Origin of the sequence: Slackia equolifaciens, assembly GCF_003725995.1 — a bacterium.
Taxonomy (GTDB): domain Bacteria; phylum Actinomycetota; class Coriobacteriia; order Coriobacteriales; family Eggerthellaceae; genus Slackia; species Slackia equolifaciens.
Window position 1 is genome coordinate 1 of sequence record NZ_QIBX01000021.1, and the last position, 23,198, is coordinate 23,198.

Annotated in this window: 20 protein-coding genes and 1 tRNA gene; 15 read left to right on the forward strand and 6 right to left on the reverse strand. The window is 59.5% G+C overall.

Annotated elements, in window-relative coordinates:
* Window positions 1-645: 645 nt before the first annotated feature.
* Complete coding sequence (locus DMP06_RS09760; RefSeq protein WP_220092559.1) at window positions 646-1,992, reverse strand: MATE family efflux transporter; 1,347 nt, start codon at window positions 1,990-1,992, stop codon at window positions 646-648.
* Window positions 1,993-2,373: 381 nt separating this feature from the next.
* Between DMP06_RS09760 and DMP06_RS09765 the strand changes: the two genes are divergently transcribed.
* On the forward strand, window positions 2,374-2,997 hold the full coding sequence (locus DMP06_RS09765; protein WP_123209556.1) for a TetR/AcrR family transcriptional regulator: 624 nt from the start codon (window positions 2,374-2,376) through the stop codon (window positions 2,995-2,997).
* Between the two features lie 178 nt (window positions 2,998-3,175).
* On the opposite strand, the gene thrB is transcribed toward DMP06_RS09765, so the two are convergent.
* On the reverse strand, window positions 3,176-4,060 hold the full coding sequence (thrB, locus tag DMP06_RS09770) for a homoserine kinase (RefSeq protein WP_123209557.1): 885 nt from the start codon (window positions 4,058-4,060) through the stop codon (window positions 3,176-3,178).
* On the reverse strand, window positions 4,057-5,586 hold the full coding sequence (gene thrC / locus DMP06_RS09775; RefSeq protein WP_123209558.1) for a threonine synthase: 1,530 nt from the start codon (window positions 5,584-5,586) through the stop codon (window positions 4,057-4,059). The genes thrB and thrC overlap by 4 nt, the downstream gene beginning before the upstream one ends.
* A 253-nt stretch (window positions 5,587-5,839) precedes the next feature.
* Between thrC and DMP06_RS09780 the strand changes: the two genes are divergently transcribed.
* From DMP06_RS09780 to DMP06_RS09795, 3 genes are all read left to right on the forward strand, one after another.
* Window positions 5,840-7,222 carry an aspartate kinase gene (locus DMP06_RS09780; RefSeq protein ID WP_123209559.1) on the forward strand — a complete coding sequence of 461 codons (1,383 nt, stop codon included), beginning with the start codon at window positions 5,840-5,842 and terminating at the stop codon, window positions 7,220-7,222.
* Window positions 7,223-7,289: 67 nt separating this feature from the next.
* The gene (locus DMP06_RS09785; protein ID WP_123209560.1) at window positions 7,290-8,309 is read left to right on the forward strand and encodes an aspartate-semialdehyde dehydrogenase; all 1,020 of its coding nucleotides are present in this window, start codon (window positions 7,290-7,292) and stop codon (window positions 8,307-8,309) included.
* Window positions 8,310-8,637: 328 nt separating this feature from the next.
* Window positions 8,638-9,195, forward strand: coding sequence for a ferritin family protein (locus DMP06_RS09795; RefSeq protein ID WP_123209591.1), 558 nt, complete (start codon window positions 8,638-8,640; stop codon window positions 9,193-9,195).
* 378 nt (window positions 9,196-9,573) lie between these two features.
* Here the strand turns inward: DMP06_RS09795 and DMP06_RS09800 are convergent, their stop codons facing one another.
* The gene (locus DMP06_RS09800; protein ID WP_123209561.1) at window positions 9,574-11,244 is read right to left on the reverse strand and encodes an FAD-dependent oxidoreductase; all 1,671 of its coding nucleotides are present in this window, start codon (window positions 11,242-11,244) and stop codon (window positions 9,574-9,576) included.
* A gap of 228 nt (window positions 11,245-11,472) precedes the next feature.
* Between DMP06_RS09800 and DMP06_RS09805 the strand changes: the two genes are divergently transcribed.
* The 8 genes from DMP06_RS09805 (at window position 11,473) to DMP06_RS09840 (ending at window position 18,953) form a co-directional block, all read left to right on the forward strand.
* Complete coding sequence (locus DMP06_RS09805) at window positions 11,473-12,942, forward strand: helix-turn-helix transcriptional regulator (RefSeq protein ID WP_161957897.1); 1,470 nt, start codon at window positions 11,473-11,475, stop codon at window positions 12,940-12,942.
* Window positions 12,943-13,496: 554 nt separating this feature from the next.
* Window positions 13,497-14,216, forward strand: a complete 720-nt coding sequence (locus tag DMP06_RS09810) for an iron-containing alcohol dehydrogenase (protein ID WP_123209563.1) — start codon at window positions 13,497-13,499, stop codon at window positions 14,214-14,216.
* Between the two features lie 98 nt (window positions 14,217-14,314).
* Window positions 14,315-15,265 carry an alpha/beta hydrolase gene (locus DMP06_RS09815; RefSeq protein ID WP_123209564.1) on the forward strand — a complete coding sequence of 317 codons (951 nt, stop codon included), beginning with the start codon at window positions 14,315-14,317 and terminating at the stop codon, window positions 15,263-15,265.
* A gap of 167 nt (window positions 15,266-15,432) precedes the next feature.
* The gene (locus tag DMP06_RS09820) at window positions 15,433-16,575 is read left to right on the forward strand and encodes an aldo/keto reductase (RefSeq protein WP_123209565.1); all 1,143 of its coding nucleotides are present in this window, start codon (window positions 15,433-15,435) and stop codon (window positions 16,573-16,575) included.
* Window positions 16,576-16,812: 237 nt separating this feature from the next.
* Window positions 16,813-17,106, forward strand: a complete 294-nt coding sequence (locus DMP06_RS09825) for a type II toxin-antitoxin system RelB/DinJ family antitoxin (RefSeq protein WP_123209566.1) — start codon at window positions 16,813-16,815, stop codon at window positions 17,104-17,106.
* Between the two features lies 1 nt (window position 17,107).
* Window positions 17,108-17,572 carry a PIN domain-containing protein gene (locus DMP06_RS09830; RefSeq protein ID WP_123209567.1) on the forward strand — a complete coding sequence of 155 codons (465 nt, stop codon included), beginning with the start codon at window positions 17,108-17,110 and terminating at the stop codon, window positions 17,570-17,572.
* 72 nt (window positions 17,573-17,644) lie between these two features.
* Window positions 17,645-18,325: a DUF3990 domain-containing protein gene (locus DMP06_RS09835; protein WP_123209568.1), complete on the forward strand. Its 681-nt coding sequence runs from the start codon at window positions 17,645-17,647 to the stop codon at window positions 18,323-18,325.
* Window positions 18,306-18,953, forward strand: coding sequence for a helix-turn-helix domain-containing protein (locus DMP06_RS09840; RefSeq protein WP_161957898.1), 648 nt, complete (start codon window positions 18,306-18,308; stop codon window positions 18,951-18,953). Before DMP06_RS09835 ends, DMP06_RS09840 begins: the two co-directional genes overlap by 20 nt.
* Before the next feature lie 13 nt (window positions 18,954-18,966).
* On the opposite strand, the gene DMP06_RS11605 is transcribed toward DMP06_RS09840, so the two are convergent.
* Entirely contained in the window at window positions 18,967-19,113 is a 147-nt protein-coding gene (locus DMP06_RS11605; protein ID WP_220092561.1) for an EamA family transporter, read from the reverse strand.
* A 12-nt stretch (window positions 19,114-19,125) separates the two neighbouring features.
* Between DMP06_RS11605 and DMP06_RS11610 the strand changes: the two genes are divergently transcribed.
* The 3 genes from DMP06_RS11610 to DMP06_RS09855 all read left to right on the forward strand — a co-directional run bounded on the left by DMP06_RS11610 (window position 19,126) and on the right by DMP06_RS09855 (window position 21,314).
* A complete protein-coding gene (locus tag DMP06_RS11610) occupies window positions 19,126-19,701 on the forward strand; it encodes a LysR substrate-binding domain-containing protein (protein ID WP_274542725.1) in 576 nt (191 codons plus the stop codon).
* Between the two features lie 278 nt (window positions 19,702-19,979).
* Window positions 19,980-20,054, forward strand: a tRNA-Thr gene (locus DMP06_RS09850).
* A gap of 483 nt (window positions 20,055-20,537) precedes the next feature.
* Window positions 20,538-21,314, forward strand: a complete 777-nt coding sequence (locus DMP06_RS09855) for an HAD hydrolase family protein (RefSeq protein WP_123209571.1) — start codon at window positions 20,538-20,540, stop codon at window positions 21,312-21,314.
* Between the two features lie 88 nt (window positions 21,315-21,402).
* Here DMP06_RS09855 and DMP06_RS09860 read toward each other — a convergent pair whose 3' ends face one another.
* Complete coding sequence (locus DMP06_RS09860; RefSeq protein ID WP_161957903.1) at window positions 21,403-23,019, reverse strand: FAD-dependent oxidoreductase; 1,617 nt, start codon at window positions 23,017-23,019, stop codon at window positions 21,403-21,405.
* Window positions 23,020-23,198 lie beyond the last annotated feature (179 nt).

The following is a 23,198-nucleotide window of genomic DNA, read 5'->3' on the forward strand; positions in this document are numbered from 1 at the left end:
GAGGCGAAGAGGGCAGCGTGATGGTGTAGAATGCAGGCGATCCTGGGCGATGTCCCGTTCGCTCGGGCGGGCCTGCGGCCCGCGCCTCCCGAACGGGATCTTGACACCAACAATCGGCACACTACCGATAGGCGGTGAAACAAACCGCGATTTGCTGCAGTATGGACGTCGCTCTGCAACCGCGTAAAGGTCGCCCTCGCAAACAGACGCCGATTTGCTGCAGTTTTCGAGGGGTTCCCCGAGTACACCGCCGTTGGGATTCGCGTTTCCCCAGGTCACAGCCTCGCGCCGACTGGGCTACTTCGGGAGGCGCGCGAAAACTGCAGCAAATCGGCGTTCGTTTCGGAGCAACGGTTGCAATGCAGCAAATCGCCGTTTGTTTGCGGGGCGACTTCTACGCGGCTGCAAACGACGTTTATGCTGCAGCAAATCGCGTTCTTTTGCTGTCTGACGTGTTCGGCGCTCGATTTCGCGCCGCTCGCCAATGGGCGTGGAGTCGCGCTTCCTCCTGAGCTCCTCGACGCGCTCATCAGGTCGCTCGCCGGCGCGCTTGTCCGAGCCGCCCGTCAACGGGCACGAACCGCAGCGTTGCGCTCACAGAAACGCTCAGATTCGCGCCGCTCGAAAGCGGGCGCGGGAGATGCCCTATCGCCCCATCCATACGTCGCTTTTGGCGCGTAGACCGTTCGCTATGCCGCGGCCGCCCATGAGCACCAGGCAGAAACATGCCCAGAGCGCCGCGGTGCGCAATGCGTCGCTCGACAAGAGGGGCGTCGCCACGAATACGAGGACGGCAAGTGCAACAATGTGTGCTGCGGCCACCAGGGCCATGGTGGCTGAGAGGTAGCGAAAATCTCCCGCGCCAATCAGGATGCCGTCGAGCGCCCACATCCATCCCTGCAGCGGAAACGCTGCGCCCACGACGAGCATGCCTACGGCGGCGAGCATCTGGATTTCGGGATTGGGGGAGAAAAGCTGTCCCGCCACGAGGCCCGCAAGCGCGAACGCTATCCCCACAATAACGCCCATGACCAGGCCGAATCGAGCGGTTGCGCGCGTGAGGGAGCGAGCGCGGTCAAAGCGACGCGCTCCGATTTCGGCGCCCACGAGGGTCTGTCCGGCAATGGCGACGGCATCGAGGATGTTGAGCGCGAATGACCACGATGCATAGACGATCTGATATCCCGCAAGGACGTTCGTGCCCATTGCGGTTGCCGCCATCACGGTGGCCACGAGCGCCGCGCGCAGGGCGAGCGTACGCAGGAAGAGGGGGAATCCGTCTCCTCCCGCTGCCGCGATGCCGCTCATGCGCGGTCGGATGCTCGCCCCCTCACGTTTGGCGTGGGCGATTGCCGTTGCGAGAAGCGAAAGCCCCATGAACCACTGCGCGATGCAGGTGGCCAGGCCCGATCCCGCGATGCCCCATCCGCATACGACAACGAAGAATACGGCAAGCGCGGCGTTGAGCGCGGCTCCTCCCACTGCGGCGGCAAGCGTGATGCCCATTTTTTGCAGCCCTCGGAAGATTCCATTTGCGGCATACACCAGCAGCATGCCCGGCACGCCCAGCGCCACCATGCGCGTGTAGGTGGCTGCCTGCTCGAGCACCTCGCCTTGGCCGCCGAGTGCGGCGCAGATGGGTAGGGCTCCCAGAAACAGCACGAGCAAAAGCGCGATTCCTATGCAAAGCGAAAGCCAGATGCTGCCAAAGCCCGACTGAAAGCCCTCGCGTCGCTTGCCGGCTCCGAACAGATGAGCCACCTGCGATGTGGTGGAGTAGGCGAGAAACACGCACAAGCCCACGGCCGTCAAAAGAACGGTAGAGCCGATCGACAGCCCTGCGAGCGCGGCGTCGCTTACGTGCCCGATGATGGCGGTATCGATGAGAACGAAGACAGGCTCAGCCACCAGCTGGCCGAAGGTGGGGATGGCGAGCAGCAGCAGTTGCCTAGCGATGGACTCGTTTTGGGTGTGTGGATCGTTGTGTCGCATGAGCGGCATTGTATCCCTAAATGGATCGATTGTCCGCCAGACGCCATGCTTCCGCCTCCTCTTTCGTCTGCTGCGCAAGGTGCATCCACCTCGTTGGCGTTTGCGAGCCGCGCATTGAGACAAAGGGCGTCCGAATGACGCTGGTGCGGAGCGTTGCGGTCCGTCTCGCCGTAAAATGACGTCTTTGTCGAAGGATGGCTCCTTTGCCTGAGAATGACGTCTTTGTCGGAGGATGGCTCCTTTGCCTGAAAGCGATTTCTTTCGGCTGGGGCTGGTGCATGCGGGGCGGTTTGGACGCTGCGTCGATTGCGAAGCGCGTATGACCCATTCGGTGGTAAGATGGCAGCTAGGTAAGTGTCAGTGTGTCAGTGAGGTGTCGTAATGCCCAAGATTTCAAAGGAAGAGGCGTTGGCGCGTCGCAACGAGATCATAGATGCGTGCGAGGAATTGTATCGGGCGGAGAGCTACCACGACATCACGATGACGCAGGTGGCGTCTAGGGTGTCGTTCGGCCGCGCGAACGTGTACAACTACTTCCAGTGCAAAGACGAGATCCTTCTGGCGCTTCTGCAGCGAGAGCATGAGCTGTGGGCGGCATCGCTTCGCCGGCTTGAAAAGCGTGGGCCCCTTGATGACGTCGATCTTGCGGAGGGGCTCGCGCAAAGCGTGGATGAGCGCACTCAGATGCTCAAGCTTCTGGCCATGAACCTCTATGACATCGAGCAGAATAGCCGTCTGGACAATCTCGTAGAGTTCAAGCACGTGTATGGCGATGCCATGGGAGAGCTGTGTCGCCTTATTGCCGCGTCTAAGCCGCAGTGGAGCGAGGAGCGCATGAATCGTTTCGTGTTCGCGTTCATGCCGCTGCTGCACGGCGTGTATCCGTATGCGTTTCACTCGGAAAAGCAGCTCGCAGCCATGGAGGCCGCCGGCATCACGCCGCCCGGCCTGACCATCTATGACATAGTGCGCGACGCCTCGCTCAAGCTCCTCCAGGAGGATTGAGCTTTTCAGGGATGACGGCTGGGCATAAACGATAAGGGCGCCGCAAAGGCGCCCTTAATGGCAGGAGCAACGGTGGCCGCCGATTTCGCGATGGCTACCAGGGGAGTTGCGTTCTCGGCCGGCGTGCGTCATCGGTCGGCGCCCATCCTCGGCTTTCGCCCCCTGCCGCTTTCCGCTCTTACAGCAGCTGAATCCGCACACCGCGGGGGTCGCAGTCCAACACGTGCACGTCGAAGGCGGGGAAGCTCTGCGCGATGCGTGCGCGCAGGCTTTCGGCAATAAGGCCGTCGTTGGTCACGGCCATGAGCGTGGAACCCGACCCCGAGATCCACATGGTGAGCGCGCCGCCCTGAAGGCAAATGCGCCGCACCTCGTCATAGTCGGGGATCAACGCACGGCGATAGGGCTCCTGGATGCGGTCCTCGCATGCTGCCGCGATAAGTTCGGCGTCGCCCGTTTCCAGCCCGCGCGTGAGCCCCGAGATGCGTCCCATCTGCCACACGGCATCATGCAGCGACACCTCCTGCGGCACCACTTTGCGGGCATCTTCGGTTTTCACCTCGTACGGCGGAATCACGGTGACAAAATGGAGCCCGCGTTCCACCTCGTAGCGAATGCAGCGCGGCAGCTCGCCCTCCGGCGTGAAAGAGCACACGAGCGACCCCATGATGGCGGGCGCAACGTTGTCGGGGTGGCCTTCCATCATGGTGGCGATGCTCACGGCCTCCGCACGTCCCACGATGCGCCCGGTAAGCGCCGCCGCGCCCATGATGCCTGCCACTGTGCAGGTGGAAGAAGACCCCAGACCGCGTGCGACGGGGATGTGCGAATCGATGTGGATGCTCACGGGGAAGGGCTTTTCGCCCCAATGGTAAAGCGCCGCGCAAAACGATTGGTACACCAGGTTGTCGGCGTTCTGGAACTCCTCCGGGCAGCCGGTGATGGTGAGCTCGTCGGCGCGGTCGAAGGTGAAATGGGAGTATAGGGTCACGGCCATGCCCAGGCAGTCGTACCCGATGCCGATGTTCGCCGAGGTGGCAGGCACGGTGATTTTCACGCTCACAGCAGCTCACCCGTCTTTCGCTCAACGTAATCGATCATCTGACCCGCGTCCAACACGTCGGTGAAGCGCACGGCTGCGCCTTCTAGCTCGGCCAGCGGGGCGGGCGCCTCCTCGAGATTCATGCCCACGCCGAGGCGGCGCATCTCGTCTTCGATCGCATGCATGCACGCGAAATCGCTGCCCTGCGGCGTATCGATGGTTCCCACCGCCTCGCACACGTCGCGGCAGAACTTATACGGGCTTGCGGTGGAAAGCACCACGCGCTGGACGCCTTCCGCGCGCGAGGTGCTCTGCGACACGTGCCATGCCACGGCGGTGTGCGGATCCATCAGGTAGTTTCGCTCGTGCAGCACGCCGTTGATGGCGTCGCGTGCCTCGTCGTCGGTCGCGCAGCCGCAGGCGAATGTCTCCTGGATGCGGGCGAGCAGCTCGGGCGGAACCTGATAGCGGCCCTCGTTTGCCAGGTCGGCCATGAGGCGTGCCACTAACTCGCAGTCTCCGTCGCTTTCGTAATACAGCAGGCGCTCCAGGTTGGACGAGATAAGGATGTCCATGCTGGGCGAGATGGTTTTGTGGAAGGGGCGGTTGCGGTCGTAGACCCCCGTGGTGAGGAAATCGGTGAGCACGTTGTTGGCGTTGCTCGCAACGATGAGCTTGCGCACCGGCAGCCCCATGCGCTTGGCATAGTAGCCGGCAAGCACGTCGCCGAAATTGCCCGTGGGTACGCAGAAGTCGAGCTCGTCGCCCAGGGCGATGGAGTCTGCGATCACCAGCTGGGCGTATGCGTCAAAGTAGTATGCGACCTGCGGCGCCAGACGCCCCACGTTGATGGAGTTGGCGCTGGAGAGCGTGATGCCGCGCGTGGCCAGCCGCTCGGCCAGCTCCTTATTGCCGAAGATGCGCTTCACGGTGCTTTGGGCATCGTCGAAATTGCCGCGCACGGCCGCTACGGCCACGTTGCGGCCAGCCTGTGTGACCATCTGCAGGCGTTGGATCTCGCTCGTGCCGCCTTGAGGGTAGAACACGCAGATGCCGATGCCCGGCACGTCGGCGAAGCCGTCGAGCGCGGCCTTGCCGGTGTCGCCGCTTGTGGCGGTAAGGATCATGATGCGCTCGTCACTTCCGGCGGCGGCGCAGCTCATGAGGCGGGGAAGCATCTGCAGCGCCACATCCTTGAAGGCGCTCGTGGGCCCGCGGAAGAGCTCGAGGACCCATTCGCCGCCGCCAAGCCCCACCACGGGGGTCACGTTTGCGGTGCCGCTCGGCCAGCTGCCGTAGGCTCCCTGCACGCACGCGCGCATCTCTTCAGGCGTGTAGTCGTCCAAGAGCGCGCCCAGCACGGTGCATGCCACGTCTAGATAGGTGCCCTCGCGCCGCGCCGCAATCAGCTCGCCCAGATTGATGCGCGACTCGTCGAGCGCATCGGTCACGTAGAGCCCCCCATCGGGCGCCAATCCGTCCAAAATCGCGCGCTTCGCCGTAACGGCGTGCTCGCGTGAGCGCGTGCTGTGATAGTTCGATGCCATTCGTCCACTCCTCGACGTTTAAGGCCGTTCGCGTTCCCTCTGAACGCTCCATTCTGCTAAAGTGTATCAAACTCTGCCCAGGGCGCCAGCCGCGCACGGCTAACGGCGCTCAATGGTTACATATTCGGAAACTGGCAGCGGTTCGGAGCGCGCGTGAAAGGGCATGCGCTATCATGCGGCGCACCTGCACGGAGATGCGACGGCGCTAAGGCGCCGGGCGTCTCACGCGAAGATGGAGAAGGAAGCACGAGGCATGATAAAGATTACGAAATTCGGCGGCTCGAGCGTCAGCTCTGCCGTCCAGTTCCAAAAGGTCAAATCCATCATCGAGGCCGACGAGTCGCGCCGGTTCGTGGTGGTGTCGGCGGTGGGCAAGCGCGACAGCCGCGATAGCAAGATCACCGATCTTCTGTATCTGGTGAACGCGCATCTGCAGTATCACGTGAGCTGCGACGACCTGTTGGGCACCATCGGCCAACGCTTCTGCGAGATAGGAAAAGAGCTCGGGCTCGAATATCCCATAGGCCAGGAATTCGGCATCTTTCGCGAGAGGGCCAAACGGGGCGATTTCACCCCCGAGTTCATCGTGAGCCGCGGCGAGTACTTCACCGCTCGTCTGATGGCGGAGTACCTGGGGTTTCCGTTCGTGGACGCAGCCGATGTGGTGGCGTTCAACTTCGATGGCACGCTTGACATGGAGCGCACCAACGCGCAGCTGCATGACGCCATCGAGCAGCACGAGCGCTTTGTGATGCCGGGCTTCTACGGCGCCACGGTTGACGGCCAGATCAAGCTGCTCGACCGCGGCGGCGGCGACATCTCGGGCGCGATTCTTGCGCAATGCGTGGGCGCCGACCTCTATGAGAACTGGACCGATGTTTCGGGATTCCTCACGGCCGACCCGCGCATCGTCAACAACCCCAAGTCCATCTCGCGCATCACCTACGCTGAGCTGCGCGAGCTTTCTTACATGGGCGCGAGCGTGCTGCACGAGGAGGCCATCTTCCCCGTGCGCGATGCGGGCATCCCGCTGGTCATCAAAAACACCAACCGTCCGGATGACCCCGGCACCATCATCAGCGAAGAGACCGAGCCCGGCCTCGCCGAGCCCATCATCACCGGCATCGCGGGCAAGCGCGACTTCGTGTCCGTTCACATCAAGCAAAACCACATGTCCAACCAGGTGGGCTATCTGCGTCGCGTGCTTTCGATCTTCGAGCGCTACCGCGTGAGCATCGAGCACATGCCTTCGGGCATCGATTCGTTCGCCGTGGTGGTTCAGGGTTCCGACGTCAAGGATTGCCTGTACTCGGTGGTGGGCGATATCCAGCGCGAGCTTGAGCCCGATGAGATCAACGTGGTGGAGCACCTGGCGCTTATCGCCACGGTGGGTCGCAACATGGCGCGCCGCCCGGGCATTTCGGGCCGCCTGTTCGGCGAGCTGGGTCGTGCGGGCATCAACATTCGCATGATTTCACAGGGCTCCGAGGAGTTGGACATCATCGTGGGCGTGGAGGACAAGGATTTCGAGCACGCCATCCGCGTCATCTACGACGCGTTCGTGGATTCCGAGGATAACGTGATCACCATCGACGAGCTGGAAGCCGGCAAACCGGGCGAAGATTCCGTCGAGTAAAGGCCATTCTGCGACGTGCGGCGTGCGACGGGTGCGCACCGCGCTTCGCGTGAGGGAGGAGAGCGGTATGAAGCAGTACAACGTAGCCATCCTGGGTGCCACGGGTGCCGTGGGCCAGCAGATGCTCCAATGCCTTGAGGAGCAAGAGTTTCCCATCGCCAATCTGAAGCTTCTGGCATCGGCGCGCAGCGCCGGCAAGCGCGTGTCGTTCGCCGGTGAAGACGTGGTGGTGGAGGAGGCGCGTGACGAAGCGTTCGACGGCGTAGACATCGTTTTGGGCGCCGCCGAGAACGATATCGCGAAGCGCTTCGTTCCCGTGGCGCGCGAGAAGGGCTGCGTGACCGTGGACAACTCCAGCGCGTACCGCCTCGATCCCGATGTGCCGCTGGTGGTGCCCGAGGTAAACCCCGAAGACGTCGCCAGGCACAACGGCATCATCGCCAACCCCAACTGCGCCACCATCATCGCGCTTGTTGCGGTGAACCCGCTGCACAAGGTGGGCGGCATCAAGCGCATGATCGTATCCACCTATCAGGCGGCATCGGGCGCGGGCATCGGCGGCTTGCGCGAGCTTGAGGCGCAGATGGCGGCCATCGGCGCGGGGCAGCCCGTGGGCGACCCCAAAGCGTTCGCGTACCAGCTGGCGTGCAACCTCATCCCGCAGATCGGTGGATTCGATGCGGCGGGCTACACCTCCGAGGAGATGAAGCTGCAAAACGAGGGCCGCAAAATCATGCATCTGCCAGAGCTGCGCGTGAACTGCACCTGCGTGCGCGTGCCGGTGATGCGCTCCCATTCCGAGAGCATCACGCTCGAGTTCGAGCGTGAGGTAAGCGTAGAGGCGGCGCGTGAAGCCCTGGCTGCCGCTCCCGGCGTCAAGCTGGTGGACGACCCCGCCAACCTGGCGTACCCTATGCCGCTTGACACCACCGACCAGGACCTGATCTATGTGGGCCGCGTGCGCGAGGATATTTCCGCCGCTCCTGGATCCCACGGCCTTGCGCTGTGGTGCTGCGGCGACCAGATTCGAAAGGGTGCGGCCACCAACGCCGTGCAGATCGCCAAGCTTTTGGTCGCGCAAGGGTAATGCGGGAAATCGCCCCAGGGGTATATATCGGCGCACTCGGCGGTTGAAACGCAGGCGTTTTATAAGTCCATGGGGTGCGTCGAAGCTTTGGAAGGCGATTAAGGTCACGTTTACAAGGGGCCGTTAGATAGCCAGCTTGAATGCGCTTTGGATTAGTGGTCGAAGCGCATTCGACATGCGAAGAGCGACCAGAAGGTCATATTCGTTTTCTTAAATGCTACTTTATTGGTATCATAAATTTGTGATACCGTATGCACAACAGGATGTCGACGCAGAGGGGGAACGCCTTGCGGCCGGCAACGAAGGCGAATTTTCAAAGGAGAGCAGCATGAAATTCGTATGTCCCGTGTGCGGCTATGTGGAAGAGTTCGACGGCGACGAGCTGCCCGAGGGCTTCAAGTGCCCCCAGTGCGGCGTTGACGGCTCCCGCTTCACCAAGATGGAAGGTGAGATGAGCTGGGCCGCCGAGCACGTTGTGGGCGTCGGCAAGCTTCCAGAGGTTCCCGAGGACATCGTGGCCGACCTCCGCGCCAACTTCGAGGGCGAGTGCTCCGAGGTGGGCATGTACCTCGCCATGGCCCGCGTCGCTCACCGCGAGGGCTATCCCGAGATCGGTCTGTACTGGGAGAAGGCCGCTTACGAGGAGGCCGAGCATGCCGCTAAGTTCGCCGAGCTGCTGGGCGAGGTTGTGACCGACTCCACCAAGAAGAACCTTGAGATGCGCGTCGAGGCCGAGAACGGCGCCACCGCCGGCAAGACCGACCTCGCCAAGCGTGCCAAGGCCGCCGGCCTGGATGCCATTCATGATACTGTGCACGAGATGGCTCGCGACGAAGCACGTCACGGCCGCGCGTTCGCCGGTCTGCTGAAGCGCTACTTCGGTTAAACGATACGCTTAGATTTCGCCTAAGAGCGACATTCGTTTTGCGACCCTCTGCCAATCGCAGAGGGTTGTTTTTTGTTTTGCAGAGCTTAAATATTCAGACGAGGCGCTTGGTCGAGCGTTCAAGCGGAATGCGGCTTCTGCCAAAGGAAGCAGCATCTCCCCGGGGAGTACCAGGGGGCACTCTTGATGCAGCGATCGAATCGGAGCTGTCGAGAGCTACTGGATTGTCCTTGCGCGACATTGGTGCCTACAGGTGCGTAAGTTGTGCAAGTTACGGAGTTTTCCATCTTAATAGCTTCGGTTGCGAATCGCATGTTGTGAACACAAACGGAAAGACCCGACAGGAGCGGGTCTTTCCTGGGAGGGAGACGAAATGGTTTATGCGCAATATGTAGCAACGGCGTGGTCTGCGGCATTGAGACCAGAGTACAGGCAATAGCTAACTAGTCCGCCCGACATTGCATAGTTGTACGTCTCCTTGTAGAGTTTGCAGGCATCAACTCCTACACAATACAGGCCGGGAATGACTGCACCGTCTTTATTGACAACCTCGTTGTTGTAATTGACATCAAGGCCTCCAATTGTGTTGGTGACGGAGGGGTCTTGGCGAACTGCGTAGAACGGTCCCGTTTCGACAGGAGTGAGATATTCTTTGCCCTTGAGAAAATCTTCGTCGAAGCCGTTGGCGCACATTTCGTTATAACGATCAACATTGGCTTTCATGTTATCGGGGTCAACCCCCATGGCCTCTGCGAGCTCTTCGATTGTTTCACCTCTGAATACATTGCCGCGGTTGGACGAAATACACTCGTCAAGTTGGGTTTGAAATTCGGGGAGGTTCATTCCCGTCTTGTACGTGCGCCATCCACTAAAGATTCCTTCCCCGCTGACAAAGCGATCGACCATTGCCTGATCGAGAATTGTATAAGCCTTCTTTTGGCTGATGATGGAGTTAACATAGAGGGCCATATAGCTTGTGACGTACGTCCCTTCATTCATAAAACGGTCGCCGTTTTCATTTAGGAAAAGCAGCGGATTATCGCAGCATCCGATGGCGATTTCGTCGTATACCGTATACCCCTCAACAGCGGTTCTTGGCAAGATGGAAGTCATATACGTACCTGCCCCGACATCCTCGGACATGATTACGCCGTCGCCGGTTCCCGTGGAGCGAGTTGTTCCGTAGGTCATATCCCATGTTGTTAGCTGTTCGATAAGCGCATTGTTGAGGCCAAATCCACCTGTTCCAACTATGACGGCTTTTGCTTTGATGCCGTAGTACGTGTCGTTCGAGTCGTCTCGGGCGTATACTCCTACTACGTTTCCATTGTCTGTCATGAGAGATACGCCGAGCGTCAACGTCCGGATGTCAACGCCAAGTTCCTTCGCCTTCTCTTCCAGACAGGAAATCATCGTGGAGCCTTTTTCATCGGCCCACCAGTGATAGCATTTGAATGCGCTAATCTGGCCCTTGTATACGTCTACGCGATCGAAAACATATCCCTGCTCGCGCAGCCAATCGACGGATTTTCCGGAAGCCTCGATGAACCGTTTCCACAAGGCAGCATCGATGCGATAGTTCGAATAGATGAGTTCCTCTTCGATAAGCTCAGCGACCAGTGGAAGCTCGACGTCGCTTTCTTCTTGGAGGGAGCTGCCCCATCCAAACATTCCTTCAGTACCACTCGTTGAGCCGCCGAGCTCTCCTGCCTTTTCCAAAAGGACGACATGAGCTCCCTGTTCAGCGGCTCTGACCGCAGCGCCGAGGCCGCCTGCGCCAGACCCTAGGACAACGATATCGCATTCCTCGGTTTCCGATGCCTTTTGTGCGACATCTTGTTCGTATTCGACATTGGCTACCTCGCGTGCTTCAGGATTGTATGTGCTCTCTGTTTGCGGGGCGCTTTCTTCTGGCTCCGTATTATTGGATTGAGTGTCGGCAGAGCAAGCTGCAAGCAATCCGGTCGTCGCTATGCCTGCGCCGCCGATTACCGCTCCTTTGAGAAAATTGCGACGGCTTAGCGTTGGGTGATGCATTGTGTGCGTCATTGTTGGTTCCTCCTTGCTCCCCTTTCAGGGCATTCCTTCAGTGCCCTGATGAGTTCAGAGTATGATTTTCATAGCGATTTTGCTTCCCCTTAAAAGGGAGGGAATTTCCCTTTTGCAAGAGGTTCCCCCGTAATGGGGGAGGGGCTGTGAGCGGGCTCGCTCGTACAATGGCTGCATATGGTGCTGTTCCGTTGTTGGAGATACAGGCATCACGACAGGGAGGGTCGGATGAATGCTGGCATGAAATGGGAGTCGATTGCATCGACCGAATGGCGCGTGCTGTTTGGGCACGCGATTCATGTTGGATGGGGATGGCTTATGTTCACGGGGTCGCTTTTTGCAGCTCCTGGAGGCGACTTAATCGATTCGCCCTTCTTGTCTGACCCCCTTTATATGCTGTCTCTCGGAGCAAATGCTCTCACGCTGTCTCTATTCGCCTTATTGGGGAGATACGCAGGACCGCTTTTTCGACGAGAGTGGGTTGCTATTGCTGCGGCAATCTGCATGAGCGTCGGTACATTTTTTGCCTCCGATCTTGTTCTTCTTCTATTCGGAGCTCCTACGGTATGGGTGGAGGTTTTTGCGGGGATTATTACGGGTCTCGGGACGGGCACGTTTCTTATGGTTTGGGGTGAGGTGCTTGTTTCGTTTGGAACTCGAGGATGTCTGGTCTATTTTGCCGCATCAAGTTTTATCGCTGCTTTTGCGCATATTCTACTCAGCCAATTGCCGGAGGTTTTCATCCAGGGCGTAGTATCTGTAGCGCCGATTTTTGAACTAATGTTGTATCGCTCTTATGTCTCCGACAATAGACTTGCCATGTCCAAAGGAAATAAGCAATCAGATAACCCACAGGGCTTGCCTTCTGCGGTAATTATCCTTGGTGTGTTTTTTGGCTTTTCTTTTGGTGCGATGAGGGGATTTATATTTCTTTTAGAGCAAGTTGGCCTGCGCGGACCGACTGATGCGGTGAGTATGGCGTTCGTTATGGTCGCTTGCGCCCTAACCTACTTTGTTTCTGTGATTTCCAAGCAAGCTTTTGGAAGGCTTACGTATCAGATTGCCCTGCCATTTGTTGCCTGCGGCTTCCTACTTTTGCCGTTTTCTGAAATGTGGACGGTTGTGGGAGTGGCAGCATATCGCATCGGTTATCAGTATGTGTATGTGATCCTTTGGGTGCTTTGGGTATTTTTCTCAAGGCGTTCTGAGACCACTTCGGTTTGGGTGATCGCGTGCGGTTTGGCATCAGTCCAGATGAGTAAGTTATTAGGGTTTCTTATTGCGGTGGATGTGCCGGTTGTATCGGGACAAGGCTGGGATCTGTCGCTCGTCTCGGCGGTGGCATTATTTGCGATTGTACTTTTCTCCCTTTTTGCTCGTGAGGACCGAATTGAGGCAAAAAGCTGGGAGGAGGTTCGTCCCGTTTCGGAGCAGGGCGACGATCGAGTGTTTGTGTCGCAGAGCTACGAACCTGCGGCATTGGTTTTTGGGCTTTCTCCTCGAGAGACGGAGGTGTTTTATTTGCTTCTTCGAGGAAGGTCGAGGGCATATATTGCCAGGAGTCTTGTCGTTACCGAGGAAACTGTAAAAACGCATATCAAAGGCATCTATCAAAAAGCAGGTGTGCACACTAAGCAAGATTTGATTGATCGCGTCGAAGAGGTGATTGGGACGAAAGCTGTTCAAGAGGACACCTAGGGATGCTTGCGACGAGGTCTCAACGGTTGAGGACGCAGAGGGGGATGGATGCAGTGCTGCGGGAATGGTGGTAAGATTGGCCGCCTTTGCCGCTCGAACTGTTTCCGTCAGATTGTCATGCATGAGCAATGCAGTCTCAGTCATCGGGGCGTACCAATGATGTGCAGTGGTAGCGCAACCAAGTTGAGTAGGTTTATGGGAGCGAGCGCGGCACCGTGGAGAGGCCTTAGGTGTATCGGCCTATCGGGCTGCGTGAAAGGGCAATTCCGGCATATTGCCATATTTCGTTACTGGTGATGCGCCTCATGCCCGCGAACGAGTTGACACTCACTTCTTTTTACCGTTCGCGATGATCTTTAAGAAGGCTTATAACCCGCAGGTGTGCTCTGGTGTACGCACAGAGAGTTCTTGGAAAGAGCTGGCGCGCGTATCATCTAGAACGTAGATAAAAGAAGCTGTCTGTTTGAAGGGATTCGGCGTTTCCGTATCGCTTGCCAGCGAGCAGCGGGATGGGACCGGATTGGGGAAGCGGCGCGCAAAGGGAAAGGCTTATCATGCAGAACTTTACGTTTTCCTATCCCACCAAGGTCTATTTCGGCGAGGGTGCGCTTGAGGGCGCGCTGCCGGAGGAGCTTGCCCGCGTTGGCGAGACGGTGATGCTCGCCTACGGCGGGGGTTCTATCAAGAAGAACGGCGTGTACGATGCCGTTATGGAGAAGCTCAAGGCAGCCGGCAAGGATGTCGTCGAATTCTCCGGCATCATGCCCAACCCCACCTACGCCAAGGTCCAGGAGGGCGCCAAACTCGCGCGCGAAAAGGGCGTCGACTTCATCCTCTCAGTGGGCGGCGGCAGCGTGATCGACTGCTGCAAAATTGTGTCGGTGCAGGCCAAGACCGACCGCGACGTGTGGACCATGGAGTTCGTCGACCATGAGTTCCCCGTGGAGGGCATCCCCATGGGCGCGGTGGTCACGATCTTCGGCACCGGTGCCGAAATGAACAACGGCGCGGTCATCACCAACGAGGAGACCAAGCAGAAGAACGGCATGGGAGGCTCGTTCCATGGCTTCGCCGTGCTCGACCCCGCCTATACGCTCTCGGCTCCCATGAAGCAGGCGCTCTCCGGCGCGTTCGACATGCTCAGCCACAGCATGGAGACCTACTTCGGCAAGCCCTACGACAACAACCTCTCCGACCGCATCGCGCTCGCCAACATGCGCTGCATCATCGACAACACCCGCGCGATGATCGCCGCGAACGAGGTGGCAAAGTAAGGGCGAGGCAGGTGGATCGGGCCGCTCTGCCGCAGGTTTTCATAGGGTATCATGGGCGTGTATCGATGACGTTTTCTCACGGGCGAAAGAGGTGACGCATGCCCCATATTCCAGACGAGAGCATCCATTCCGAGCTGCGACGCGTCGGGCATGCGGTGCGGCGTTTTCCTTCTTTCACGCCGCGTGCGCTCAGAACTGTGGCGTGTGTGATGAACGCCGCGGATCGCATGGGCGTATGGCCCGGAAAGAGCCCTCGTCCGCGCCGCGCGCATCTTGCGAGGCCCGATGGCACGCGGCTCATCGTGAGCGTGTTCGACCCCAAGGGCGGTGCCGAACCGGGGACGCCCGTTGTAGTGTGGATTCACGGGGGCGGTTTCGCGCTCGGGGCTCCCCTGCAGGACTTTTACTTCATAGACCAATTCGTGGGAATGGGCTGTACGGTGGTGGCGCCCAGCTATCGCCTGTCCACGCAGGTCCCGTATCCTGCGGCATTCGACGATTGCTATCGGACACTTCTATGGGCGTACGAAACGTTTTGCGAAGGAGCCGAATGCGTCCGTCCGCTCGCCGTGGGAGGCGACTCGGCGGGTGGAAGCCTTTGTGCGGCGGTGTGCCTTCGCGCCCGCGACGAGGGCTCGGTGCCGGTTTCGTTCCATATGCCGCTTTATCCGATGCTCGACGACCGCATGGTCACGCCGTCCTCGCGGGAAAACGACGCCCCCGTGTGGAACTCGGCGTCTAACGAGGCGGCGTGGCGCATGTATCTGGGGGAGCTCTACGGCGCGGACGATGTGCCTGCCTACGCCGCGCCCGCCCGTGCGCTCGATCTTTCCGGAATGCCGCCGGGATGCACATACGTGGGGGATATCGAGCCGTTTCACGATGAAACGGTCGCCTACGTTGAGCGCTTGCGCGCGGCGGGTATAAACATGGACCTTCTAGAACTTCCCGGCTGTTTTCACGGGTTTGACATGCTGTGCCCAACGTCATCCCCCGCCCGTCAAGCGGCGGCCTTTCTGCAGGAAAGCTTCCGGCGCGCCTGCTTTTGATTCGGTTCCGCCTTGTCTGCTCTTTCAACCCCAGTTTAATGCCTGTCGCTACCGAGTGAGGCTTCCCGCATGGTAGCGAACCGCATAAAGCGGGGTTCGTCAGAAAGGCTCGCGCGGAACGGCTATGATTATCCATGTGAAAACCTACGCAACGAAAAGGGGGATGTATGCAGTATCGCACGCTCGGCAAAACCGGCCTTAAGGTGAGCGAGATTGGGTTTGGCGGCGAGTGGATGGACGGCACGCCGGAGGAGGCGCGCGCCGTGGTGGACGCATGCGAGGAGGCGGGCATCAACCTGCTCGACGTGTGGATGCCCGACCCCACGCGTCGCTCCAACCTGGGCGATGCGCTTGTCGGCCGACGCGACAAGTGGATTATCCAGGGGCATTTGGGATCCACCTGGCAAGACGGACAGTACGTGCGCACACGCGAGCTTGAGCCGGTGAAGGCGGCGTTCCAGGACCTTCTCGACCGCTTTCACACCGATTACATCGACCTAGGCATGATTCACTTCGTGGATAAAACCGACGAATACCGCCAGATCATGGAAGGGCCGTTCATGGAATACGTGCGCGAGCTGCGCGCTGCGGGAACCGTTCGCCATGTGGGCCTTTCGACGCACAACCCCGAAGTTGCGAAGCTCGCGGCGGCCGAGCCCCAGATTGAGATGATTATGTTCAGCCTGAACCCGGCTTTTGACATGCTGCCGGCAAGCGACAACATAGAGGACCTCTTCGGCGACTACGCCGCCGAAGGGCTCGACGGCATCAACGCCGACCGCGCCGAGCTGTATGCCCTGTGCGAGCAGACGAACACGGGCCTCACCGTTATGAAGCCTTATGCGGGCGGACGCCTCTTTGACGCCGCAACGTCGCCCTTCGGCGTGGCGCTTACGCCCGTGCAGTGCATCCACTACGCGCTTACGCGTCCCGCGGTGGCGAGCGTGTTGCCCGGGTTCTCGACGCCGCAGCACGTGGCCGATGCGGTTGTGTACGAAGATTCCAGCGCCGACGAGCGAGACTACGCGAGCGTGCTGGCCTCGGCACCGAAGAACGCGTACTTCGGCCAATGCACCTACTGCGGGCATTGCGCGCCGTGCACGGTGGGCATCAACATCGCCATGGTGAACAAGTATTACGATCTGGCGGTCATGCATGACGAGGTGCCCGATTCGCTTCGCGAGCACTACCGGGCGCTTGATGTGACGGCATCGGAATGCACCGCATGCGAGGCCTGCGAGGAGCGTTGCCCCTTTGGCGTGAAGATTGCGAGCAAGATGGCAAAGGCTCAGGAGCTGTTTGGTTGCTAGGGCAGGTCGGACCCATCGCGCCAGCCGCGTCAACCCCGTGCATTCCGGGTTGGCGCGGCTTTTTGTATGCTGCTGCTTGAGGGCGGGAAGTGTGCTGCGTTTTGATGCGTTTGACCTTGATGCCAGCATGTGGTTGGATGTCGAATTCCTGCGTCGGATGTTCCCTGAGGGCGATTTTCGTCCGTTATGGTGTAAAATGTTGTACACATAATGTTGTACATGTACAAGGGAGGCGTCATGAACGAGGCAATGGTCACGGGGCGCATGGGGGCCGATAAAAAAGCGCGCGGCGGGCGCATCCTGCAGAAGAGCGGGCTGAGCGCCTCTCAGGTCATCAACCTCCTTTACGACCGGATCATTCGCGAGGGCAATGCGGAATTCTTGCTGGATGGGAGCCCTCGCGACAATGCGGCATGGGAGAATGCGGCTCGATTCGTCGATTCCCTTTCCGTCGAGCGGGCGACGCGTTTCGACGGTATGTCCAAGGCGCAAATCCGTGTCGACCGCCTGAAGAGCCGGGGGCTGATGTAGTATGGCGCGCGCTAAGCTGCTGGTGGACACCAACGTGCTCATCGACTTTCTTTCGGTGCGCAGGCCGTTCTATGATGAAGCGCGCCTGCTTATGATCGCCGGCCGCGTGGGGGAATTCGAGCTTTGGATGACGTCATCCCAGGTGACCGACCTGATTTACGTCCTGTCCGATGGCGGCAGGCAAGCGCTCATGCCTTCCGTCTTGGAGCGCCTGCGAGGCCTGCGAACGTTTGTTGAGGTGTTCGCCGTGGGCGAGGCGGAGGTTGACCGCATGCTGTCATCCGCCTGGAAGGATCCCGAAGATGCGCTGATGTTCGAATCGGCGCTCAGCCTGAAGGCCGATGCCATCATTACGCGCAATGCGAAGGATTTCGAGAGCTCGCTCGTGCGGGCGATGACGGCACGGGAGTTTTTCGACTGGCTGCGCGAAGAGCAGGGCGTCGACTATCAAGAAGTTGCGTTCTAAAACGATTGCTCCATAACTACGCCCACAGGAGTACCTGTGATACACTGAGTGCAATGAGAAGGGTGGGGTGCTATGAGTTCATTTACTCTGTATCACGGTTCCGACCATGTTATTGAGGCTCCTGTGTTCGGCGGGGATCGGGAGCATAACGACTACGGCAGGGGCTTTTATTGCACCGAGCATCTCGAAATGGCGAAGGAATGGGCGGTATCCGGCAAGCGCGACGGCTACGCAAATTGCTACGCGTTTTGTGATGACGGCCTTTCGGTTTTGAACTTGAATGGTGACGGATACACGATTTTGCATTGGCTTGCGGTTCTGCTGCAAAATCGCGTGTTTGATCTGCCCGCCGCTCTTCCTCTTGAAGCGCGCGACTACATTGTTGGGCGTTTTCGCGTGCCGCTTGAAGAGGCGGATGTCATTCGGGGCTATCGCGCCGATGACGCATATTTCTCTTTTGCTCAAGACTTTCTGAATGGTCTAATCTCCCTGAGGCAGCTCTCACGTGCAATGCGCCTGGGAAAGCTTGGCGAGCAAGTGGCGGTGATGAGCGAGGCGGCCTTTGGCCGCTTGGGCTTCCGGGGTGCTGAATTCGTGTCGAAGGACGAGTGGTATCCGCGCTATAAGGCGCGCGACAGTCGCGCGAGGCGTGACTATTTTGATGTTGAGCGCTTCCGTCGCGAGCCTGACGACTTGTACGTTCTGCAAATTCTCAACGAGGAGGTCGGGCCCAATGATCCACGCTTACGATGAGAACATGCGCAGCAAAGCGCAGGCTACGTTGGGCACGGCGTTCGGGTTTTCTGCCGCAGAGGCGGAGTATTTGCCCCAAGATTTCCTTGGGATGTTCATTGAGTCGGGTCTGGCAAGGCGTTTCGGTTCGGGCGACCCGGCGATAGTGATGGGGCTCAGCGGCATCGAGCTTGCCCTTCGCGTGATGGAGGAGACGGTAGGCATTCATCGCCCTTTAAGGCTGCGTTTTAGGGACCGGGGCAGCAAAGAGTATTGGATTGGATGGTCGCTCGCATACTACCAGTGGGAAACGGGCCTGACGTTCAAGGAGATCGCAGATGCGGTGCCCATGGACGTGATGGAAGACCTGTATTACGCATACCACGAGATGGACGTGCGAAGCTTTGTCGCGCGCATGGATGAGCTATACCGCAGTGCGCACCCCGAGACGAATCTGCGGCGATTGCGCCTTTCGGTTGGGCTTACCCAGGGCGAGCTCGCGGAGCTTTCCGGCGTGCCCGTTCGCACCATCCAGCAATACGAGCAACGACGCAAAGACGTGAATAAGGCGCAGTTCGTCTCTATCATGGCGCTTTCGCAAGCGCTCTGCTGCCAGCCCGAGCAGCTTTTCGAGCGTAGGGCTTCGTAGGGGATGCTACGCCCTACGCCGCCGGGAGGGTCATGAGCAGCGTGCCCGCCACGATAAGGACGAGGCCTGCGCCCGACTTCCGCGTGAGTTTTTCTTTGAACACGAAATACGAGAACGCCACGGTTACCACAATGCTCAGCTTGTCGATGGGCACCACCACGCTTGCTCGTATTTGGCTCGGCTTTGGCCGCGCATGCGCGAGAAATGCCCCGGTATGAGCATGCAGGTGGTTACGTTTGAGAACACGCAGGCGGCGCGCAACATGCTGCGCAATTTCGGCGGCGAGATAGACATCGTAGTGGGCGTGTACGACGACGCCTTCTTGCGCGAATACGGCTGCGCGGGCGTGGAGCTTTCTCGTGAGCCCCTGCATTGCGCCGTGCCGCTCGAGAGCGACCTCGCGCATAAGGATCTCATCTCGCTGGATGACCTCGAGGGCGATTCGCTCATGCTCATCCAGCGCGGCTGGAACGCGGAGATCGATCGGTTGCGCGACGAGGTGCGCACCAACCACCCGTCCATTTCCATCGTGGACTTTCCGCAGTATCGTGCCGAGGTGTTCAACCAGTGCGCCAGCGAAGGCCTTGCGCTGGTTTCGCTTGCGGTGTGGAAGGATGTCCACCCCATGCTCAAAACCATCCCGACTGATTGGGGGATTACGGTCTCTTACGGCGTCATGTACGCCCCCGAGCCATCCGAGCACGTGGGCGAATTCATCGCCGCGCTCAAAGACGAGCTTGCGCGGTAACGCGCGGGTTGCGCGCGACCCGGCACAAGGCGCGTCCTGTGCGTCGCATATACACCGGCTCCATATCTTCGAATGCCCCGAGATTCTCTCTCGGGGCATTTGCTACTTTGGCGAGGTCAGAAGATGCGTGCGAGGGAGCGCGTCGTGATGCCGTTCGGCACGGGAGGCTTAGAGGAGTGGTTTCGCGTATGCGAGTGCATCGGGCAGGGCTCCTGCAATTCAAACAATTCGTCGGCTTTCGGCAAGCTTGTGCTAAAATAGCCCAGCCGTCTAGGCGTGCCAGTGTGGCGCAACGGTAGCGCAACTGATTTGTAATCAGTGGGTTGCAGGTTCGATTCCTGTCACTGGCTCCATGGTAAACAGCAGGTCACCGGGCGTTTCTGCTCGGTGACCTCTTTTGTTTTTCGGCTTTCAATGCTCGGCGCGCTTCGTTCGCGCCCTCTTCGCGTGGGGTCGCTTCGTCGGAGAATCCCTCTGGTCGCAGCTGGGCTTATTTGGACCTCGTTCGTGTTGATTCGCCCTGGAGTCATGCCATAACGGAGAAGGTCCGGGAATTTGGACAACATTTCAATTCAGCCGGGCTCCATCTCGCCGGAAGGGCGTCAAATTGTGGCTCTCTTGCGTCTTGGGGGCAAAAGACGAAGGGCGTTAACCGCTATGGCTTGAAAATGCCAGTACAATACTTCGGGAAACTTTTCTCGGGGGCGACATTTGCCGGCTAGGTTGCAATACTGTCCAAATAATCATCCGGTTTTCGTTCTCGTCGCTCTATCATTCACAGTGCTCGTCGGAACGCACGATGGGCGTCGATGGCTCGATAAAGACGGGGAGGCCGTATGCGCAAACGCTATTTCTTCTTCGACATAGATGGTACGCTCGCCGCCGGGCCCGTGGACGGGCGCTATGTGCCCGAAAGCACGAAGTACGCCCTGGCCGAGCTCCGGCGCGCAGGGCACGGGGTTGCCATCTGCACCGGACGCGCTCATGCGATGGCGCGTCCGTACATGGAGCAGCTGGGGCTCGCCGACATGGTGTGCGACGGCGGCAACGGCATTGTCATCGACGGCAGCCTGGTGGCACTTGAGCCGCTCGATCGCGATGCCTGCATTCGCGTGCTGGAAGAATGCGATCGCAAGGGCATGCTCTGGGGCGTCTCCATCACCGATACGCAGGAGCGCCTCACGCGCGACGCTCGCTTCGCAGATGCGGTGCATGACACATATATGAACACCACGGTCGATCCGACGCTCGATTTCCACGACCTTCCGCTTTTCTACAAGCTGTTCATTCCTTGCACGGTGGAAGAGGAGTCGCGCCTAGCCTCGCTTGCCAACGTGCCCACGGCCCGGTTTAGCCCGTACGTGCTGTTCGTGGAGCCCGTTGACAAGGGGCGCGGCGTGAAGCGCATGATGGAGCACTACGGAGCTTCGCTCTCCGATGCGGTGGTGTTCGGCGACGGTATGAACGACCTGAGCATGTTTCTTCCAGACTGGACCTGCATCGCCATGGGAAACGCCCGCCCACAACTCAAAGAGCGCGCGAACTACGTGACGGCCGACGTGGACAAAGACGGCATACTGCTTGCCTGCCGTCATTTCGGCTGGATCGACTGATCGGAGTCGGCCTTCAAAGAAAAAGCGACCCGCCGGAGGGGAGGGGCGGGTCGCAATCGGAAGTGTGTCGGTTCTTCGGGGCTAAACGCTAGATGCCCAGGGCAGCGCTTTCGCCGGCGATGTAGCCGTGCGTCGCGGCGAGGCCGTTGGAGCCGCCGTGCAGCAGCGACTCGTAGCCGGAGCCAAAGCGGTAGCCTACCGTGTTGCCGCCGGCATACAGGCCGGGAATCGGCTCATGCTCGGCGTCGAGCACCTGAAGCTTGTCGTTGCAGCGGACGCCGGAAAGCGTGCAGTAGAAGAAGTACTGCATCTTCCACGCCTGATACGGCGGGTCGTCGATGGCATCCAGGTAGCGCAGAGCCTTGTGGTAGTCGAGGTCGTGCCCCTCGTTGCACATCTCGTTGTAGCGCTCGACGGTGGCAACAAGGTTTTCTGCCGGCACGTCGATCATCTCGGCAAGCTCCTCCAGGGTGTCGGCCTCGTAATGCTCGGCTTCGCTCATCTTGAACATCTCTTCTGCGGCTTCCTTGGTGTAGCCAAACGAAGAAGGCATCTCAAAATCATTGCTGGGGATAATCTGCCAGAGGTAGTTGACGCCGCCGGGCTGGTCGGCAATGATGTGCGAGCTCGTGAGCAGCGAGGTGCACTCGTTCATGAAGCGCTTGCCCTTGGTGTTCACCATCAGATAGGGGAACGACCTCCAGCCCGTGCTCTGCCAGGCGGCCCAGCCGCAGATGTCTTCCATCTCGGCGCCTGCCCAGCACAGCATGCGGTGCCCAAGGCCGTCGTCGCATTCCAATACCGATACAGGGTCCTCGCCCATATATGCCCAGTAGGAGTTGTTTTCAAGCGCCCACTTCGCATACTTCGAGGGGTAGAAGCGATACATCATCTTCTCATTGGAGCCGAAGGATCCCGTGCACATGACGACGCCCTTCGATGCGACATAGTGCACCTTCTCGCCGTCTTTGTTGGTGGCGATGAGTCCGGTCACGCGGCCACTGTCGTCTTTGATGAGGACTTCGGCGCAGGTGTCATAGTGGGTCTCGACGCCCTGGTCCTCCAGGAACTGGTGGAACTTATGGGTGAACTCGGTCAGAATGTCGGTCTTGTCGAACGCGATGCCGGTGGAGATGTATTCGGACACTTCCTGCGTGGGGTCGGGGAAGATGCCCTCGAGGCTCGCGGGCACGCAGTACTGCTCATAGGGGTCGATGAAGTCTTCCTTCAGCTGGTCGAAGATTTCTCCCGAGCGATTGATCCATGCCGAGTACAGCGTCATGTCGCCGCGATACTGGCAGTTCTTGTACATCTTGTTCGCGATCTCGACCTCATCGTACATCGGAAGGCCGGCGTCCTTTTGCATTTTGGAATTGAACACCGAGATGGTCATGCCGCCGATGTGGGGGCAGCAGTTGCGCTCGATGACGGTAACCTTGGCGCCGTTCTTGAGCGCGCCGTATGCGGCCATCGAGCCGGCGAGCGCGGAGCCCACCACGAGGACCTCGGTCTCTACGGTCTGAGTGCAGTCGTCAACGGTCAGCTCGGGCGCCGAACCCAGCCAGTCGTCGCCGGTAGCGGCGGAGTCGGTGGTGCTTTCGGCCGGGGCCTCGGCCTTCGGACTGCATCCCGCAAGTGCGGAAACGCCTGCCACTGCGGCACCCGCGGCGCCGAAACGCAAAAAGTTACGACGGGTAAGTTCCATGTTCCCTCCTCGGATTTGCACGTCGCCCGCCTCCCTTGAGCGGGCTTCTTCTGCGCTGTATTGTTCTCCTCTTTCGCATGCGGGTGGAATAAACGGAATGTTGTGGTGCATCAACATACTGTGAAATGCCGGAAGGTTGCAGGCGCGGGGGACGGTCTGGTATTGTGCGCGCGTAATGC

Coding starts and splice junctions, on each gene's coding strand:
- DMP06_RS09805 (WP_161957897.1), top strand. CDS start 11,473: ATGAATGCTGGCATGAAATGGGAGTCGATTGCATCGACCGAATGGCGC.
- DMP06_RS09830 (WP_123209567.1), top strand. CDS start 17,108: ATGGCGCGCGCTAAGCTGCTGGTGGACACCAACGTGCTCATCGACTTT.
- DMP06_RS09835 (WP_123209568.1), top strand. CDS start 17,645: ATGAGTTCATTTACTCTGTATCACGGTTCCGACCATGTTATTGAGGCT.
- DMP06_RS09840 (WP_161957898.1), top strand. CDS start 18,306: ATGATCCACGCTTACGATGAGAACATGCGCAGCAAAGCGCAGGCTACG.
- DMP06_RS09795 (WP_123209591.1), top strand. CDS start 8,638: ATGAAATTCGTATGTCCCGTGTGCGGCTATGTGGAAGAGTTCGACGGC.
- thrC (WP_123209558.1), bottom strand. CDS start 5,586: ATGGCATCGAACTATCACAGCACGCGCTCACGCGAGCACGCCGTTACG.
- DMP06_RS09855 (WP_123209571.1), top strand. CDS start 20,538: ATGCGCAAACGCTATTTCTTCTTCGACATAGATGGTACGCTCGCCGCC.
- DMP06_RS09825 (WP_123209566.1), top strand. CDS start 16,813: ATGAACGAGGCAATGGTCACGGGGCGCATGGGGGCCGATAAAAAAGCG.
- DMP06_RS09800 (WP_123209561.1), bottom strand. CDS start 11,244: ATGACGCACACAATGCATCACCCAACGCTAAGCCGTCGCAATTTTCTC.
- DMP06_RS09785 (WP_123209560.1), top strand. CDS start 7,290: ATGAAGCAGTACAACGTAGCCATCCTGGGTGCCACGGGTGCCGTGGGC.
- DMP06_RS09860 (WP_161957903.1), bottom strand. CDS start 23,019: ATGGAACTTACCCGTCGTAACTTTTTGCGTTTCGGCGCCGCGGGTGCC.
- DMP06_RS09815 (WP_123209564.1), top strand. CDS start 14,315: ATGCCCCATATTCCAGACGAGAGCATCCATTCCGAGCTGCGACGCGTC.
- DMP06_RS09820 (WP_123209565.1), top strand. CDS start 15,433: ATGCAGTATCGCACGCTCGGCAAAACCGGCCTTAAGGTGAGCGAGATT.
- DMP06_RS09810 (WP_123209563.1), top strand. CDS start 13,497: ATGCAGAACTTTACGTTTTCCTATCCCACCAAGGTCTATTTCGGCGAG.
- DMP06_RS09765 (WP_123209556.1), top strand. CDS start 2,374: ATGCCCAAGATTTCAAAGGAAGAGGCGTTGGCGCGTCGCAACGAGATC.
- DMP06_RS09760 (WP_220092559.1), bottom strand. CDS start 1,992: ATGCGACACAACGATCCACACACCCAAAACGAGTCCATCGCTAGGCAA.
- DMP06_RS09780 (WP_123209559.1), top strand. CDS start 5,840: ATGATAAAGATTACGAAATTCGGCGGCTCGAGCGTCAGCTCTGCCGTC.